At 46.9% G+C, this 18365-nt stretch carries 17 protein-coding genes; 12 read left to right on the top strand and 5 right to left on the bottom strand.

Going from position 1 to position 18365, the window contains the following annotated elements; all coding sequences use genetic code 11:
• The first annotated feature begins 18 nt into the window (after window positions 1-18).
• The 12 genes from CVV54_01075 to CVV54_01020 all read left to right on the top strand — a co-directional run bounded on the left by CVV54_01075 (window position 19) and on the right by CVV54_01020 (window position 13591).
• On the top strand, window positions 19-1254 hold the full coding sequence (locus tag CVV54_01075) for a molybdopterin molybdenumtransferase MoeA (GenBank protein PKL05441.1): 1236 nt from the start codon (window positions 19-21) through the stop codon (window positions 1252-1254).
• Window positions 1248-3164: a molybdopterin biosynthesis protein gene (locus CVV54_01070; GenBank protein ID PKL05440.1), complete on the top strand. Its 1917-nt coding sequence runs from the start codon at window positions 1248-1250 to the stop codon at window positions 3162-3164. Before CVV54_01075 ends, CVV54_01070 begins: the two co-directional genes overlap by 7 nt.
• The gene (moaA, locus tag CVV54_01065) at window positions 3152-4126 is read left to right on the top strand and encodes a GTP 3',8-cyclase MoaA (protein PKL05439.1); all 975 of its coding nucleotides are present in this window, start codon (window positions 3152-3154) and stop codon (window positions 4124-4126) included. Before CVV54_01070 ends, moaA begins: the two co-directional genes overlap by 13 nt.
• Before the next feature lie 3 nt (window positions 4127-4129).
• A complete protein-coding gene (moaC, locus tag CVV54_01060) occupies window positions 4130-4621 on the top strand; it encodes a cyclic pyranopterin monophosphate synthase MoaC (protein ID PKL05438.1) in 492 nt (163 codons plus the stop codon).
• Window positions 4622-4779: 158 nt separating this feature from the next.
• Window positions 4780-5439: a molybdenum cofactor biosynthesis protein gene (locus tag CVV54_01055; GenBank protein PKL05616.1), complete on the top strand. Its 660-nt coding sequence runs from the start codon at window positions 4780-4782 to the stop codon at window positions 5437-5439.
• A gap of 77 nt (window positions 5440-5516) precedes the next feature.
• Window positions 5517-6410 (top strand): RNase adapter RapZ, encoded by an 894-nt coding sequence (locus tag CVV54_01050; protein ID PKL05437.1) that lies wholly within the window; start codon window positions 5517-5519, stop codon window positions 6408-6410.
• Between the two features lie 26 nt (window positions 6411-6436).
• A complete protein-coding gene (locus tag CVV54_01045) occupies window positions 6437-7528 on the top strand; it encodes a hypothetical protein (protein ID PKL05615.1) in 1092 nt (363 codons plus the stop codon).
• Between the two features lie 5 nt (window positions 7529-7533).
• Complete coding sequence (whiA, locus tag CVV54_01040) at window positions 7534-8442, top strand: DNA-binding protein WhiA (protein PKL05436.1); 909 nt, start codon at window positions 7534-7536, stop codon at window positions 8440-8442.
• The gene (locus CVV54_01035) at window positions 8417-10390 is read left to right on the top strand and encodes an amylo-alpha-1,6-glucosidase (GenBank protein ID PKL05435.1); all 1974 of its coding nucleotides are present in this window, start codon (window positions 8417-8419) and stop codon (window positions 10388-10390) included. The genes whiA and CVV54_01035 overlap by 26 nt, the downstream gene beginning before the upstream one ends.
• A 120-nt stretch (window positions 10391-10510) precedes the next feature.
• Window positions 10511-11530 carry a type I glyceraldehyde-3-phosphate dehydrogenase gene (gene gap / locus CVV54_01030; GenBank protein PKL05434.1) on the top strand — a complete coding sequence of 340 codons (1020 nt, stop codon included), beginning with the start codon at window positions 10511-10513 and terminating at the stop codon, window positions 11528-11530.
• A gap of 5 nt (window positions 11531-11535) precedes the next feature.
• Window positions 11536-12723, top strand: coding sequence for a phosphoglycerate kinase (gene pgk / locus CVV54_01025; protein PKL05433.1), 1188 nt, complete (start codon window positions 11536-11538; stop codon window positions 12721-12723).
• 79 nt (window positions 12724-12802) lie between these two features.
• Complete coding sequence (locus tag CVV54_01020; protein PKL05432.1) at window positions 12803-13591, top strand: triose-phosphate isomerase; 789 nt, start codon at window positions 12803-12805, stop codon at window positions 13589-13591.
• Window positions 13592-14022: 431 nt separating this feature from the next.
• On the opposite strand, the gene CVV54_01015 is transcribed toward CVV54_01020, so the two are convergent.
• The 5 genes from CVV54_01015 to CVV54_00995 all read right to left on the bottom strand — a co-directional run bounded on the left by CVV54_01015 (window position 14023) and on the right by CVV54_00995 (window position 18299).
• Window positions 14023-14388, bottom strand: a complete 366-nt coding sequence (locus CVV54_01015) for an HIT family protein (GenBank protein ID PKL05431.1) — start codon at window positions 14386-14388, stop codon at window positions 14023-14025.
• 17 nt (window positions 14389-14405) lie between these two features.
• Window positions 14406-14780: a ribosome silencing factor gene (gene rsfS / locus CVV54_01010; GenBank protein ID PKL05430.1), complete on the bottom strand. Its 375-nt coding sequence runs from the start codon at window positions 14778-14780 to the stop codon at window positions 14406-14408.
• 64 nt (window positions 14781-14844) lie between these two features.
• A complete protein-coding gene (locus CVV54_01005) occupies window positions 14845-16260 on the bottom strand; it encodes a LytR family transcriptional regulator (GenBank protein ID PKL05429.1) in 1416 nt (471 codons plus the stop codon).
• A gap of 23 nt (window positions 16261-16283) precedes the next feature.
• Window positions 16284-16886, bottom strand: coding sequence for a nicotinic acid mononucleotide adenylyltransferase (locus CVV54_01000; protein ID PKL05614.1), 603 nt, complete (start codon window positions 16884-16886; stop codon window positions 16284-16286).
• Between the two features lie 33 nt (window positions 16887-16919).
• Window positions 16920-18299, bottom strand: a complete 1380-nt coding sequence (locus CVV54_00995; protein PKL05428.1) for a GTPase ObgE — start codon at window positions 18297-18299, stop codon at window positions 16920-16922.
• Window positions 18300-18365 lie beyond the last annotated feature (66 nt).

The raw sequence follows: 18365 nt of genomic DNA, 5'->3' as shown, positions 1-18365 counted from the left end.
CGAAAGGTCGCTGTTTTGATGTCTGGTTTTGTTAAAGAGGTCACGCCTCGCATACAGGCCCTGCAGCATGTCGCTGAAGGTCTTTCTTTTCCTTGGCATGTGAGGACTGTCTATATGCCTATTGATTCTGCCCTGGGGAAAAGGATATCCGGGGACATTGAAGCCGAAGAACAGTACCCACCGTACACAAGAAGCCTCAGGGATGGTTTTGCAGTACAAAGTTCTGATGTAGTGGCTGCGACTCCGGGTACTCCCACGTTTTTAAATAAGACCGGAGATATTCCGATGGGTATCCTGCCTGACATTTCCATAAGACCGGGAGAGGCAGCAGGCATCCCTACAGGCGGCGTGCTTCCCTACGGGTCGGATGCTGTTGTCATGCTTGAAAACACCGCTCTTACAGGGGGATGGGTGGAGGTAAGGAGCGCTGTACAGTCCGGAGAGAATGTAATACTTGCCGGAGAAGAGTTTCCCGCGGGACAAAAGATCCTCTCAAGGGGCGACCTGGTAGATTTCAGAACAATGAGCATTCTTGCTACTCTGGGCATTAAAGCCGTTCCTTTGATAAACCTTAAAATAAGCATCCTGAGTACAGGCGATGAGATAGTTCCGGTCGAAACGTACCCTCTCCAGCCCGGAAAAATAAGAGATGTGAACGGATGGTCTGTCAGATCGCTTCTTTCCCGATATGGTTTTGATTCAGAATATAGGGGAATACTCTCTGATGAGGGCGATCTTTTTGAGAAGACCGTAAAGGAAGAGGCAGCACGCTGTGATGTTTTGATATTGAGCGGCGGTTCATCGGTGGGTATCAGGGATCATTGCTCGAGGGTCCTTGAAAAACTTCCTGCGCCGGGATTGATGATCCGCGGCATCAATATAATCCCCGGAAAACCGACGCTCATTGCCGGCAGCCTCCAAGACAAAAAGCTTGTTGTAAGTCTTCCCGGACATCCTCTTTCCTGTTTTACCGTAGCATATGTTCTGCTGATCCCGTTGCTGCTAAGACTTATAGGCGCGGCCAACACAGGATACGGGATAAAAATGCAGCTGCCGATGTCTAGAGACATTACAGCGAGGACTGGACCTGAAGAGTTTGTCCCATGCAGGATGACCACCGACGGGAGAATAGATCCGATCCTTGCCAAGTCAGGCTACGTTTCTTCACTTGCATCTGCAGACGGATTTATAAGGATACCCGAGGATCGTGAGACTATAAGAGCCGGAGAGACGGCGGAGGTATGGTTATGGTAGCCAGATACAGCGAACACATAGAGCTGCGAACAGCCATCGAAATGCTTAAAAAAGCATTTAGTGGACGAGCTGGAAAAAATATAACTGAAAAAAACATATCAGAGGCGCTTGGCTGTCTCCTGACTAAAGATATAACGGCACACAGGAACGTTCCGCATTATGCTGCCTCCGCCGTTGACGGATACGCAGTGGATGCATCCTCTACTATCGGCGCGTCACAGGCTACTCCGGTATCGCTGGAGCCTTCACGATATCATTGGATGAACACCGGGGCTGATGTCCCTTACTGGGCAAACGCTGTCCTTATGGTAGAAGATTCTTCAATGGAAGGCGACGATCTTTTGATCTTTAAAAGCCTTACTCCTTCTGCCAATGTAAGGCCGCTTGGCGAAGATGTGATGGCAGGACAGATCATAGCAAGAGAGGGCGATACTGTTACACCCGCTCTAATCTCGCTCTTTTTATGCGCAGGAATAGAAAAAGTCCCGGTCTTTAAAAAGCCCAGGACGCTCTACATTCCGACGGGTGATGAGGTCATATCAAGGGGAAAATGGCTTTCAGATCCGAACCCCAAGTCCGGCACAGTAGCAGAGAGCAATTCTCTCTTTATCGAAGCATCTTTTCGGGAATGGGGATTTGATGTTGACGTATCCCCTGTAGTCCCCGATGATCCTGCCCTTCTGAAGGAAAAGGTTTCAGAGGGAGTGGATAATTATGATGTGGTGCTTGTTGGTGCCGGTTCAGCAAAAGGCCGCAGGGACCATACCCTGGAGGTCTTTGAAGATCTTGGAAAGGTGATCTTCAGGTGGATACGAATGAAACCCGGCAGACCTGCAATGGCTGCAGAGATAAAGGGCAAGCCTGTGATATGCCTTCCTGGGTTTCCAATGTCGACCACAGTTGTCCTATGGAGTCTCGTATTTCCACTGCTCAACCTTCTTTCAGCTAGGGATGAAGATCCGGATCACCTGATAAAAGAAGCTGTCGGATGCAGGGAAACCTGGAATACCAAACTTCTTGTGCAGCATTCTTCGCCGGCAGGGATAGAGGAATGGCTTAGGGTCAAAACGGCCAAAGTAGGTGATACGTTATATTCCTGGGCGCTTACTTCCGGAGCGAGCGTCCTTTGGGCGCTGGCAGAGGCAGACGGGATCGCCCTTCTTCCTGCTTCTGCCCTTGAATGTGAGAAGGGGACAGATGTCACCGTCTGGATGAAAAGAAAAGTTGACCTGGATAAGAGAATACTTTTCCAGGGTTCTGACGACCCTGCTATACAGCTTTTGGTTACCCCGATCAGACGCAGGGGCGGGGATTTTGTCTCACGCGCAGTAGGCAGTATGGGCGGACTTGCCGCCCTGAGCAGGGGAGAATGCCACATGGCTGCGGCACACCTCCTTGACGACAAGAACGGGACATACAACGACAGCTTCATCGAACGTTTTGCCAACGGAGCAAAATGGGAGCGGATCCTCGTTTTCTACAGAACACAGGGAATAATAGTGCAGCAGGGCAACCCTAAAAAGATAAAAACCTTCGAAGAACTGTGTGCCGGTGACAATGTATTTTCAAACAGACAGCCAGGAGCAGGAACAAGGGTCCTCTTTGACCACCTCTTGAAAATGGCAGGGAGATCTCCTTCCGAGATAAAGGGTTATGAACAACAGTGTACGACGCATATGGAAGCTGCAAACCGTGTCTTTACCTGTCTTGCAGATGCAACACTGGGGATAAAATCAGCGGCGGATGCACTGGGGCTTGACTTTATACCGCTTGCGGAAGAGCCCTATGAGCTTGTCATCCCTTCGATATACATGAGCCATCCGGCAGTACAGGCCCTTATGGACAGCCTCGGTGACAGGGAATGGAGAGAGACTGTTGAAGATATGGGAGGCTACAGATGGACAGACTGATTGACGACTTCGGAAGGAACCTGAACTATGTCCGCATTTCAGTGACTGACAGATGCAATTACAGGTGTAAATACTGCATGCCCGCTGAGGGCGTGGAGTTTCTGGAACACAGTGAGATAATGAGGTACGAGGAAATATCCTTCCTCTGCAGGGTACTTTGGGAACTGGGAGTCAGAAAAGTACGATTTACAGGAGGGGAACCTCTTGTGAGAAGAGACCTTGTAAGTTTCCTTAAGGAACTCAATGGAGAGTTTCCAGAGATGAAAACTGCCCTGACCACGAATGGTTCCATGCTTGGGCAGTATGCAGAAGAGCTGGCTGAAGCAAACCTCCACTCCCTAAACATAAGCCTGGATACACTTGACCCTGTTAAGTTCGCCGATGTGACAAGGCTCGGTAATATTGAGAATGTCATCTCCGGCATCAGGGCCGCAGTAAGGGCGGGAATAAGGAACATAAAGCTTAATACCGTGTTGATAAGGGGTTTCAACGATGGTGAGATAGGCGATCTGATGGCTTTCGCCAAAAGGGAGAAAGTTCTCCTTCGATTGATAGAATTTATGCCTCTTGAAGACGATGTTTGGAACGAAGATGCCTTTATCAGCGGGGAAGAGATACTAAAGATGCTTCCTGAGGGTGATTCATGGCAGGCTGAAAAGCCTGATTCAGCGCAGGCGGGGCCGGCAAAGTACTACAGGAACGAGAAGACAGGTGATTCGATAGGTATAATTACTGCTGTTTCAAACCATTTCTGTAAATACTGCAACCGCCTCAGGGTCTCAGCAACAGGAAAGCTCAGGACATGCCTATTTGCTCCTGTTGAGATCCCGATGAGGCCGCTGATACTAAACGAAGACAGCGAAGGACTCAAGGAACTGATACTTGACAGCATAAAAAACAAACCGAGATGCTGGAGCGACGTCCGTGCAGGACACCAGCATATGTCCGGAATAGGGGGATAAAAAATGGCAGAATACACACACTTTGACAGTGACGGCAGGCCGGTACTTGTAGATGTGAGCAAAAAAAAGATAACATCGCGTACTGCATGGGCGGAAGGATGGATAGACCTTCCCCTTGCGATATATGAGAAAGTTTCTGTTGGCAGCTTAAAAAAGGGCGATCCCTTCCTTATTGCCGAGCTTGCGGGTATCATGGGAGCAAAGAAGACTCCCGAGCTTATCCCGTTATGCCACACGATAAGACTTGATAATGTAGTGGTCAAATGTGATCTGGCTGAAGGGACGAAGTCTGTCAGGATAACATGTGAAGCGACTGCGAACGAAGTGACAGGCGTCGAGATGGAGGCGCTGACAGGCGTTTCAGCTGCCGCTCTCTGTTTCTATGATATGTGCAAGGGCATAGACAAGGGCATGGTCATCAGGGATATCAGGCTGATAAGGAAGACAGGCGGAAAAAGCGGCGAATGGAACGCTGAAGGAGTGTACAAGGTATGAGGATACTGAGGCTTTACGCACCATCGCTTATAGGGGATCACACGCTTTGTTATGTCCATTCAAATTCTGCCGGGGAAAGCTGCGTGAACGAGGTCCCGATAGATATAACATGCGCGTCGGCAGGGGCTGATCTAACTTCAGAATATCACGCTGATAAAATGACGATAGTTCTCCCGCCGGACTCATTGCCCCGGGAGGGTGATTTTCTTGCTGCAGGAAAAGGCGATACTCTTCTCAGATGGAGCAGTGCTGACAAAAAATATGGAGTCTGCACCCCCGGCTTCCTTAGTGTTTCATCCCAGGTAAGCATCTGGAAAGCTATAAGGGCTGCTATCCTTACTGTAAGCGACAAAGGGAGCAGGGGAGAGAGGATAGACACAGCAGGGCCTGAATTGGAAAGATTAATAGCTGCCCAAGGTGCTGTTGTGGAAGACAAAAAGATAGTTCCGGACGAAAAGGAAGAAATTGCCTGCACAGTAAGATCATGGTGCGATGAGGGATATGACCTGGTGTTGACAACAGGCGGAACGGGACTTTCGCTAAGGGACGTTACGCCTGAGGCTCTATTAGGCATAGCAGAAAAGGTCGTACCCGGTTTCGGCGAGATGATGCGGAGTAAGACCCTTGAATTTACAGAAAGAGCTTTTCTTACAAGAAGTGTCGCCGTGATATGCAAAAATACACTTGTAATAGCTTTTCCGGGAAGTCAGCGGGGAGCAAGGCAGTGTTTCGAGGCGATCGTGCCTGCCCTCAGGCATGGAATAGAGACGCTGGCAGGATGGGACAGTGAATGCGGAGGAAACTCACACGGACATTAATGTAAATGGTCCGGATCATTTAAACGACCCATTAATAAACAGACTATTTAAACAGTAATCAGGAGGGGGTAGGGTATATGCATGATCCTTGCGTCTCAGGCAAGATCAAAAGATGTGTGATAATCACAGGGATGTCCGGCGGAGGAAAATCTTCTGCTCTAAACGTGTTCGAGGATCAGGGTTTTTACGTTATCGACAACCTCCCTCCGACCCTCCTTCCACAGCTTCTTGACGTTCTTGAAGGACACCAGTCCGCTGCAAACCACGGAGTTGCTGCAGTGGTAGACGTCAGAGGTGAAGAGCTGCTGAACGATTTGGAGAAAGTGGTTTCAAGACTTCGTGAAAAGGTCGAAAAGCTAGAGATCCTTTTTGTTGACGCGACCGATGAGACGTTGGTGAGAAGATTTGAAACAACAAGAAGAAGGCATCCGCTCTCCCAAAACAAAACTATACTTGGCGGGCTTACATTGGAAAGAAAGCTTCTGGGTCCGATAAGGAAGAATGCCGACATAGTCATAGACACATCAGGGATGAAAGCAAACGAGTTCAGGATAAAGCTGCTTGAGATCATGGGGATGTCATCAGACAAAACTTCTGTGATATTAAGCTCTTTCGGCTTTAAATACGGTATACCCCAGGACTCCGATTATGTGCTTGATGTACGTTTCCTGCCAAATCCCAATTACATTGAAGACCTTCACGCCCTTTCGGGAAAAGATTACGAAGTACAGAAATATCTTTCCGGTTTCGAAAATCTGGATATTTTTATTGAAAAGGCTGAAAACCTGCTTGATTTTGTCTCATCAGTTTACAACAGCACAGGAAAGCAGCAGGTCCACATCGCCATTGGCTGTACAGGCGGCAGGCACAGATCCGTGGCAGTTTCCGAGATGCTTGCAGTTCACCTGAAAAGGAGAGGGAACAATCTGACCATTGACCACAGGGATATAGACAAGGGGAATTTGCTGTGAGTTCATTTTCAGCCATACTGATAATAATGGTGATCGCTGCTTCCGCACTCTCTTTTTATGTGCTCTCAGGAAGAAGCAAACATCAAAACAAGACAGCGTCCGGCCGCCATGGAATAATGACAAACGCCGTTGAATACAGGCTTTCCCTTGGTCCAAGAATAGTCACAATCGGAGGAGGTACAGGGCTTTCAACTCTGTTGTCCGGTCTTAAAGGATTTTCGCGAAATATAACTGCAGTGGTTGCCGTAACTGATGAGGGAGGCAGCTCCGGTCGTCTCCGTCAGGAGTGGGGCATGCTTCCTCCTGGAGATATAAGGAACTGTATCGTGGCCCTTGCGGAAAATGACAGCTCTTTGAACAGGCTGCTCAATTTCAGGTTCGACAGGGGAGAGCTGAAGGGACATAATCTTGGAAACCTGATCCTGCTCGCTACGACAGAGATGATGGGTGATTTTCAGCGCGCTGTCGAAGAACTTAATAAAATGCTTGCCATAAGAGGCCAGGTACTGCCCGTAACAACAGAAAACGTTACCCTTAAAGGTGAAACAAAAGACGGCAGAATCGTAAAAGGCGAACTTGAAGTCTCCGATAACGGCAGTAATCTTGCCAAACTCTGGATAGAACCACGCAATGCACCTCCTCTTGAAGCAGTTAAAAAAGCACTGAATTCAGCAGATATTATAGTGCTCGGACCGGGAAGCCTCTTTACAAGTGTACTTCCAAACCTGTTGCTCAAAGAAATATCTGACCTTCTGAAAGATTCTCCTGTGCCCATAGTATATGTCGCCAACCTTGTAACACAGCCCAAAGAGACCGAAGGCATGAACATCCTTGCACACGTGGATTGGGTGGCAGGTGTTCTTGGCACTGTCCCGGATTATCTTCTGGCAAATCAGGCGCCGATACCGGAAGAATTTTTAAACAGGTACAGCAAAATAGGAGCAGAACCGCTATATCTTTCAAATGAAGAGGAAAAATATCTGGAGTCCCTCGGGACGACTGTTATATATGGAGATTTTGTCACGATCAAAAATGGAGCTTACCTAAGGCATAACGCACAGAACCTCTCGGAGGCGATAATAAGACTGACACGGGAAAACAGGGAGATCAAGGACTGACAGGCATGGAACATTTGAGCTACAAGATCTGGGATGAATGGACTGCATTCCCGATCATTCCACCTGTTGAAGATGAGATAGCCGGTATCCTGGATGGTTCGAACTGCAGGAAAACCGGAAGTGAATATGAGTTTACTTCAGGAAGGATTTTTGCTTTAAGAAGACTTTTGAAGCTATGGGCAGATTCAGAATACCAGAACATTGAGACGATTAGGATAATCTATGGCGAACAGCAGAAGAGCAGGCTTCGTTTCTCGCTCAATGTGGAACTTGCCGAAAAGATATTTGGCAGGATCTCAATATCATCCCGTAAAAAGAGAAACTGGAACTGGGTCAGGGGGATGTGGGGCAGCTGCGGTGCTCTTTATGTGCCCAAAACAGGCTATCACCTCGTCCTCAGGCCTCCGGTACGAAACGGAAGCGCGGAGAGACTCCAGAGTATACTGAAATCAGCCGATTTCAGCGTAGGGATAAGGAAAAAAAGCCAGATGCGTGAGCTTATGCTGAGAGATCAGCAGCAAATCGTGACCTTTCTTTCAAGAATGGGATTTGTAAAGACAGTCCTGGCTCTTGAGGAGACGGCAATATACAGATCAATGAGAAGCCGCGCCAATAAGCTTGTAAACTGTGACTCTGCCAATATCAATAAAACACTTGAAGCGGCGGAAAGACAAATGAAATTGATAAGAGAGATGGAAGAGGCAGGCATTCTGGAAGAACTTCCTGATGAGCTTAGGGAACTTGTGTTTGCAAGGAAAAAAAATCCGAGCATTTCTTTAAAAGAACTTGGACAAAATCTACCGAGACCTATTAGCAAAAGTACGGTAGAATATAGGTGGAGGAAGTGTGAAAATATACTGCATAAGCTGTTGAAGGGGGATGGTGCCCATGTATTTGGGAAAGGCAGACGTTAACACCTATGATAAAGGGGCGGGCAGGGAGTATCTTGTTTCAAACGGCCGCGGAGGTTATGGATTCTCGACGGTCATTGGAGCAAACACAAGAAGAGAGCACGGGCTCCTTGTGGTCCGCCCGGAGGGAAAAACGCAGCACTCTGTGCTGGTAAGCAAGATCGAAGAGACGATCTTCCACGAAAAGAAAAAGTACCAGCTTTCCACAAACCGATACAAAGACCTTGTCTATCCGGACGGATACAGATACCTTCAGGAATATCAAGGCAACCCATTTCCAAGCATGCTGTTTGTAATACACAGCATCCTCCTCAAAAAATCAATTTTCATGCCTCAGGGGAAAGCATGTACGATAGTCAAGTACGAACTCCTGGCTGCTCCGGATAAAATTCGCATAGACCTTCGTCCGCTGTTTGCACATAGGATCAATTCTGAAGTATGCCCGGAACCCGGCAAGGGGGAATTTGACCTCTTTTACAGGGAAAACTCCACAATAGGTGTTGAGGGCAAAGGACATAAAAGCTATTTCAAAGCAACGTCAGGTACATGGGCAGCAAAGCCTCTATGGTACGAAAATCTTATATACGAGCAAGACGACATTCCAGAAACACCATCAGTCGATCATCTCTGGTCTCCTGGCTATGTAAGCAATGACATAGCTGAGGGAGACGTGCTCTATGTGATCCTCTCCGATGAACCGATAACGATGTCTATAGAAGAGATAATCTCTATTGAAACAGAGTGCTCCGAAAGATTTGAAAACATACTGGAACAGGCCAACCTTCCTGCTCTCAGCAGCGCTGAACAAGACATGATCGCTGCTTCATACCACCTCATAGATGACAGGGACGATCCTGTTTCCCCTGTCTATACCGGCTATCCATCAGTGGAGTTCAAGGCAAGAGATACCTTTGTATCTCTGCCGGGACTTACCCTTGCCACAGGAAGGGAAAAGATCGCTGCGAGAGCCCTCCGTATCTGGGCAGATATTTGCAAAGAAAATGACTGGGTAATGCCTGAGCGCATAGCTCCCGACAAAAAATGCGTATTTGAAGCCGCTGACAATGGCCTCTGGTTCGTATATGCTGCAGATAAATACACGAAGCACGTCGGAATCAGGGAAGAAGACGCGGATATCAGGGACACAGCGAGAAAGATAACAGACCGCTACACACTCGGTATCAATACTCTTGACCTTACATGCGAAAAAAATCTGCTGCTTAAAGTGGACTCGGATGATCCGCTGAGGCACTGGATGGACGCTGTTGCAGCAGGGGAGACGGTAGTACACAGAAGAGGGTATCTCGTAGAAGTTAACGCGCTGTGGTACAACGCGCTGAAAGTCTCTGAAAAATTTGCCGAGGCTGACAATGACATTCATGCAAAAGAAAAATACGCAGAAATGGCGGAAAAATGCGCGGACTCTTTCCGTGAGATCTTCTGGAACAACGAGAGAAAATGTCTCTATGACTGGATCGACCCCGCAGTTTCGGCCAAAGATACTGCGATCCGTCCAAATCAGATCTTAGCGGCTTCACTCTCTTACAGCCCACTTACAGACGACATGGCCAGAGGCGTGATAAGGATCTGCTGGGACGAGCTCTACACGACCTACGGTCTGCGCACCCTTGATCCGAGGCAGGATAAATTCAAGGGCAGGTCAGAGGGAAGGCTCGACCAGAGAATGAAGGCCCGCTTCCGCGGCATGGCATGGCCGTGGCTCCTTGGGGAGTTCATTTCGGCATTCCTTAAATATAATCCGACAAGGACAGACCTGGGATGGATCTTTATGCGTCCTTTCAACTCACACCTCAGGCACAGATGCCTTGGAGGCATTGCAGAGTGTTTTGACGGTATGATGCCGTACAAACCTCATGGTGATGTGCTCAGCGCTATGGCTCTCGGAGAACTTTTGAGAGTTTTGCACGAAAATCTGCAATTTGATGAGTAAAACGGATTAAATCTGTTTGACTTTAAAGCTATAAGGTAGCACAATCAAATAAGAGCAAAAATTAATCTATGCTCTAATATTCACAAGTATTTGTGATAAAAATTTAAGGGGGCAATATTCATGGCAAAGTACAAGGTTGCAATCAACGGTTTTGGACGAATTGGGCGTCTTTCGCTCCGTTCTTTCTTCATGAACGGAAAGGACAATCTCTTTGAGGTCGTGGCAGTAAACGATCTTACCCCGCCGGCATCCCTTGCATATCTCCTGAAATATGATTCGGTGTTCCGCCGCTTCCCGGGGGAAGTTTCCGTTGAAGGAGACTATCTTGTTGTAAACGGACATAAGATCAAGGCAGTGGCAGAGCCGGATCCTGCAAAGCTTCCCTGGAAAGAGCTTGGTGTAGACCTCGTTATCGAAAGCACCGGCCGCTTTACTGATGCAAATGCAGCAAAGGCTCACATAACGGCAGGAGCAAAAAAAGTAATAATTTCCGCACCTGCTAAAAACCAGGATGCCACGATAGTCATGGGAGTTAATGAAGGGATTTATGATCCAGCGAAGCATAACATCATCTCAAATGCTTCCTGCACAACGAACTGCCTTGCCCCTGTCTGCAAAGTGCTTCAGGAGAAATTCGGCATAGTCGAGGGACTCATGAACACCATCCACTCTTACACAAACGATCAGGTAACACTCGATTTTCCGCACAAGACACCTTCCAGGGGCAGGGCAGCGGCGCTTTCGATCATCCCCACTACGACAGGCGCTGCAAAGGCTATCTCAGAAGTCATGCCGGAACTTAAAGGCAAACTGAACGGATTTGCCCTGCGCGTACCTACCCCCGACGTCTCAGTAGTCGACCTCACAGTGACACTTGAAAAGCCAGTGACTGTAGATTCTGTCAACGCTGCAATGAAGGAATATGCAGAAGGCTCCCTTAAAGGCATCCTTGGATATGAACCGGAAGATCTGGTCTCAATGGACTTCGTCGGAGATCCGCGCTCCTCGATCTTTGCTCCCAGGCACACACTGGTCATGGGTGACAAAATGGTCAAGGTCCTTTCCTGGTATGACAATGAATGGGCTTACAGCAACAGGGTAATAGATCTGGCAGACTATATTTTCTCTAAAGGAATTTAAACCCCATGAAGCTGAAAACTTTTTTGCCCGATGATATCATCGGAAAAAAGGTTTTGGTCAGGGTTGACTTCAATGTCCCCCTTGCTGATGGCAAGGTTGCTGATTCTACGCGGATCTGTGCGCACCTTCCGACCCTGAGGGCTCTCAAGGCAGCCGGGGCCAAAGTTGCCCTTATTTCCCATCTTGGCAGGCCAAAGGGTAAAATAGATTTGAAGTATTCGCTTGAGCCTGTTGGTGAGGAACTTGCAAAGATAACAGGCTGGAATGTGCGTTTTGTCCATGAATGTATTGGTCCTGAAGTTCAAAAGGCATCCTCGGAATGGGGCAACGAAGTCCTTCTTCTCGAAAACGTCAGGTTTCATCCTGAAGAAGAGAAAAACGACATGGAATTTGCTAAAAAACTTGCAGAGAATTTTGACATATTTGTCATGGATGCATTCAGTGCGGCCCACAGGTCCCACTCTTCCACACGAGCTGTTGCTGAGGTACTCCCATCGTTTGCAGGCCTTCTGATCGTCAAGGAAACAGAGATGCTGGGAGCGGTCCGTGATGATCCTCAAAAACCATTCGTGCTTATACTTGGCGGCGCGAAGGTGTCCGATAAGATCGCAGTAGTCGAAAATTTAGTGAAAAAAGTCGACACGATCCTGATAGGCGGAGGCATGGCATTTACTTTTTTCAAAGCAAAGGGCCTTGAAATAGGGACTTCTCTCTGTGAGACAGATAAGATCGATTTTGCGTATAAAATGATAACAAAAGCAGAAGAGCTGGGAGTTAAGCTGCTCTTGCCTTTAGATATTCTGGCAGCGGACGAGTTTAAAGCAGATTCTCCATATTCTCTGGTAACTTCTGATGCAATACCGTCTGGAAAAATGGGTCTCGACATAGGTCCGGAGACAATCAAAGCTTTTACTGAGGTCATCCTTTCTTCCAGAACTGTACTTTGGAACGGGCCAATGGGAGTGTTCGAGATGCCCGCATTTTCAAAAGGCACAGAGGCAATTGCCCAGGCTCTTGTTAAGGCCACACAAATTGGTTCATTCACTGTTGTTGGGGGAGGGGATTCCGCAGCTGCAATTGCGCAGTTCGGATATGAAGATCAGGTCTCCCATGTTTCGACAGGAGGAGGAGCAAGCCTTGAGTTCTTTGAAGGTAAAATACTGCCCGGAATAGAACCGTACGATATAACTTAGTAAAAATATATAAGCGGTTCCGGGAAAGCAAAGTCACCGGCGCCGCTTTTTTTATTTAATTTAAGGAGGATCAGAAAACATGCGCAGGAGATTTATTGCAGGAAACTGGAAGATGTTCAACGGACCGGCCGCGACTTCAGAGTTCATGTCAGCCTTTGTGCCTAAGCTGGTCTCGTCTGAGGATATCGTCTCAAATATAAATAAGGAAATGATGGAAGTAGCGGTCTTTGCCCCGTTTGTATCACTTGATGCGGCAATAAAAGGAAAAGATGGTTCACCGCTCATTATTGGTGCTCAGAATATGCATTGGGAAAAAAGCGGAGCCTTTACCGGAGAAATTTCAGCGCCTATGATTAAAGAACTGGGCTGTACCCATGTGATAATAGGACACAGTGAACGCCGGCACATATTCCGTGAAACAAGTGAAGAACTTCACAAAAAGCTGTTGGCGGCTCTGGAAGAGCACCTCACACCTGTTTTCTGTGTAGGAGAACTGTTGGAGGAACGTGAGTCCGGCAGCACTTTTGATGTGATCAGAAAGCAGCTCATGGCAGGCCTTAAGGTGATGGACGGCAACGATGTTGCCGATAAGATTATTGTTGCTTATGAGCCGGTCTGGGCTATTGGCACAGGCAAGACAGCAAGCAGCGAAGATGCCCAGGAAGTATGCGCTTTCATCAGGAAATTGCTTGCCGATACATTCGGCGAAGGAGTTGCAGAAAAAACGATCATATTATACGGCGGAAGCGTTAAACCGGAAAATACAGCATCGATACTTTCAATGAAAGACATCGATGGTGTGCTTGTAGGCGGTGCTTCCTTGAAACCCGACAGTTTCCTTGGGATCGCAAAAGCCGCTGTCCAATAAATAATTGACTGATCATATTTTCTCTTATTTAAATCATAAGTAAACATGGACCAATTAATAAATAGATCATCGATAAGTTATAATATTCAAAATAAATAGGGATATAAATTGGCCGGATACCTGAAGTAAGCTCTTATCAGTCTCCGGCCTTTTTATATTAAGTCTGCCCAAAAACAAGCCCCTCCAGAATCGACGGAGAGGGGCCTGACTTATCTAAACAGGTATATTTATACCTCCTGAAAAAACTTAAAAAAGAGATTTAGTGAAAAATAAAATTTCTCAGGGTAATTCTAGGACTATTGTTCATGTAAAAATAGCAATACAAGAAAAAGGAAGCAAATTTAAATGTTATAAATTTATAAGACAATAGGAAAATTTTTAATTTCCTTAAGGTCACATAAGATATATTATAGGACATTGTAGAATTTAATTTATATATACTTCATTTTTTCCGGAATGACGCCCCGGACACCGCCGTTTGGAGACTCGGTATCCCCTGCATATCTCGGGATGAGGTGAACGTGGACATGCATGACAGATTGTCCTGATATTTTTCCGCAGTTCACCCCGATATTGTAGCCTTCCGGCGAGTATATCTGATCGAGCATCGGTTTAGCCTCGTCAATTAGGTCAAAGATAGCTTCACGTTCTTCCTTCGTTATGTCAAAGAAGCTTTCAACGTGTCTTTTGGTTACGAATAACATGTGACCTTTATTGACGGGCATCTTATCGAATATAGCATAGACCAGTTCATTGTCCAGTATATAGTCGTCGATTTCACAGAATATACATCTCATTTTCTATATTTCCTTTATTATTCGTCCTGGTCCTGGAATTTAAGAGCAGGAGCGTCGCCCCAGAGCGAATCAAGCCTGTAGTAGTCACGGCCTTCCCTGCTGAGGATGTTTACTACCAGGTGTCCTGCGTCCATAAGGCACCAGCGGCTGCTCCCTTCTCCCTCCACTTTGTGCGGGAGCTTCATTTCATCCAGCATTTCACTTGCTGTATCAAGGAGTGTCTTTGCGTGGAGATCGGAGCGTGCTATTGCGACTATGAATGCCTCAGTGAAACCTGAAACTTCGCTCAGATTGTGTACCGTGACTTCCAGTGCGTGTTTTTCGATCAAAGCGTCTACAATTGGCTTGTAGGGCTCATAGAACTCTTCTATCGTTTTTGATGATGTCATCATATAAATATCCACCTCGCCTTCTTTGGAGTTTAATCTAATTAGAGCAATTGCGCCTTTGTAACGACTATTGTGAGCTTATCTCTATCAGTTTGTCAATGCGGCTGATAAGTTGCTTGCCGTCATGTCCTATAATAATTGAAGGGTAAAATGCCTGATTGTTTGACCTCACCAGGTTATTGGGTATGCCAAGGAGCTTGCCAAGTGTTTTTGCAGTTTTTATCACTTCAGGCTTGGCATTCAGAGGATATACGACGTTGCTGCTTCTGTAGTCGAAGTGCTTGGCGTTTGCTGACATTACAACGTCTATGCCTATTTTCTGGAGTTTTGACGCTACTTCTGTACTCAACCCTGACTTCCCTGTGCCATTGAGGACAGCAATGGATTCAGACATTGATCTGATAAGGGCAAGCAGATCTTCATTGGACATAAGGGGTTCTGCTTTTTTCTCTTCCGCTTTTTCTGCTCCCAGCACTTCTCCGTTTACTTTTGTCTCATCAGCTGCCGAGGAATATGACAAAGAGAGTCCTGCAAAGTTACTTGTGTTCTTGTTCTCTGTAATATCTCCTGAGATAAGCATTTCGATAGGAGTGTCCAGAAATTCATTCGCTGACTTGGTGTCGCCTACCCAGTAACTTAGATTGTTGATGGTCGCAGCCTGTCCATGCAGGGTAGAAAAGAATATTCGTTCTCTTCCTAGCTCGTTCTGCGCGAATCCCGCAAGCTGGATCGAAAGCGCGGGAGACATGTCAGTCTTAAAGAGTTTCATTGTCTGTGCTGTAAGTTCAGGTATTTTGACCAGGATCCTTGGGTCGTAGACTTTCTTTAAGATCGCTTTGATGAACTGCTGCTGCCTGTGTACCCTCCCAATGTCACCAAGTGCGTCCATTCTGAAACGGACATAGTGCAGAGCAGTTTTTCCGTCCATTACCTGCAGTCCGGGCTGAATATTGATATCGAGTTTTCCTGCCCTGTCGACGTACCGCATCCTTTTCTGGACGTCTATCTCTACTCCGCCCAGTATGTCTATTACTGCCGGAAAGCTGACATAGTCGATGATCACATAATAAAGAATCGGCTGTCCCAGATATTTTTCAACAGTGGCTTTAAGCAGATCCTGACCTCCGTAGGCGAACGCGTGGTTAAGCTTCTGCACGCCATGCCCCGGTATCTGTACTCTTGTATCCCTTGGCAGGGAAAGTATTCTCATGTTTTTATCATCTATGTCAATAGTTGCGAATAATACCGTATCTGACCTTCTGGAACCCTCCACATCATCCTCACCCATTATAAGGATGTTGAATCTCCCTTGTTCTTTTAGGGCTGCATACTGCGCGCTGCCGCTGTCTATCGAACTCTCAATGGTACCAAGGATATCCTCTGATTTTGTGTGAAGGATAGTGTAGACTTTCAGACCGACGCCTGCAGCGATGCCCAATACTGCCAGCAGGACGATCATGATTATAGATTTAGAATGTTTCAAAAGCGTTTACCTCCATTTGAATATCAAATATCTTTGTATAGGGAATACTTCCTGATAAAATGTTCAACTGAAGGAGGAACAAGGAATCTGATGCTCCTCTCTTTTCTTACCCTCTCCCTGAGCCCCGTACTTGATATTGCCAGAAGCGGTATTTCAAGGGGGATTATTGCAGATCTCAAATCTTCGGGCAGTTCTTCCATTCTAGTATGAGTGTATCCATGCCTGCTAACTGCAACAAATTTACAGAGGCTCATAATTTCTTCAGGGTTTTTCCATGAGACTATGTCCAGCACGGCATCAAGTCCTGTTATGAAATAGAACTCTGTGTCAAGGTATTCAGGCAGTGATTTTAGCTGTCTCAGAGTATCTATTGTATAGCTTTTGCCGGTCTTATCAATTTCTATCCTTGAAACAGAAAAGTATGGACAGTCAACTGTCGCTAAAACAGTCATCATGAATCTCTTGTCTGCCGAAGATACCCTCTCCCCTGTTTTGTGGGGAGGCTGACCTGTCGGAACAAAAATAACTTCAGAAAGTCCGAATGCTGCGTGAGCTTCGTCTGCAGCTCTGAGATGTCCGTAATGTATCGGGTCGAAGGTACCGCCCATGATACCTATTCTTCTCATAGAACTGTTTGTCATTTTTCTGCCTCTTTTGTATTATTGGTTTTGGTTTGTGTCTGTATCTGTGGCAGACTCATCTTCATCAGGTCCTTCGGGTTCCTCGAACTCGGAAGGATAATAATCTGGGTAGAAAATGAAATCTTTGGGCCCTATCGTTATCTGATCTCCCTCTTTTGCTCCTGCAGCCTCCAGAAGATCCTCGACCTTATACTTTCTCATCATCATTGTAAATCTTGCAGCGTTTTCATCCTGGCTGAGGTCATAACGTTCGACAGCTTTCTCAAGACGATGGTGAAGGATCCTGAATCCTCCTCCGTGGAGTGAGACCACCTGGATCTTGTTTCTTGTCCTGACCGGTGACTGAATATCCTCTGCGCTGTCAAGAGCATAGAGCCTTACCTCGCTCCTGGGCCTCGGATTCTTTTCTGTAAAGTCTATTATATGCTTTACGAGTTCAGGTATCCCCTCTTCAGTCAAAGCGCTCACTGCACAAAAATTTATACCGACCGAACAAAAATGTTCGGACAGCCTCCCGAGGAGTTCTTCAGGGTTTTCCAGTTCATCAAGCTTGTTTGCGACTACAAAATATGGACGTTTGTCAAGATCCGGGTCATAGGATCTCATCTCATTGCGTACAGTATCCAGCTCTTCGGTAAGTTTATCAAATTCCTGGCACTCAAGGCTCAAAACGTGTAAAAGGAGCCTGCTGCGGGCTATGTGTCTCAGGAACTGTATCCCAAGCCCTCTATTCATGTGCGCGCCCTCGATAAGTCCGGGGATGTCTGCTATTACTATTCTCTCATACCCTGTTGTAAGAACTCCCAGGTTCGGGGAAAGGGTGGTAAAAGGATAATCTGCGATCTTGGGCTGAGCGTTGGAAATAGCTGCCAGGATGCTTGATTTGCCTACGTTGGGAAGCCCGACTAGTCCTACGTCTGCAATAAGCCTCAGTTCAAGCCTTATTTCAGCTTCTTCTCCGAGATCGCCGTTCTCACAAAACCTCGGGGCTTTTCTGGCAGAACTGGAAAAATAGCGGTTTCCCCTTCCTCCCCTGCCTCCCCTTGCTGCAAGAAAACGGTCTCCCGGTTCAACAAGGTCAGCAAGACCTTCGTTTGTCATGGCATCATATACGATCGTACCGCAAGGCACCAAAACAACAGTGTCTTCACCTATCGCTCCGTTTCTTGCGCTTCCCTTGCCATGGGTCCCGCTGTTTCCCTTTATATTTCTCTGGGATTCCAGATCAGCTAGTGTCTGAAGGTTGGTGGTGGCTTCAAAAATAATGCTTCCGCCTCTGCCTCCGTTGCCGCCGTCCGGCCCTCCGTTGGGTCTGCACCTTTCACGAAGGAAACTCATACAGCCGTTTCCTCCTCTGCCTGCCTTAACGGAAAGACGCATTGAATCAATAAATTTCATAATGTTACCCCGTCCCTAAAATACTATAAACGGGGGCCTTATATATAGGCCCCCGGAATCAAACTC

The sequence above is a fragment of the Synergistetes bacterium HGW-Synergistetes-1 genome, from assembly GCA_002839185.1.
In the GTDB taxonomy this organism is placed as follows: domain Bacteria; phylum Synergistota; class Synergistia; order Synergistales; family Synergistaceae; genus Caenicola.
Note: the sequence above shows the minus strand (reverse complement) of the source record. Positions and strands in the feature narration are given on the sequence as shown.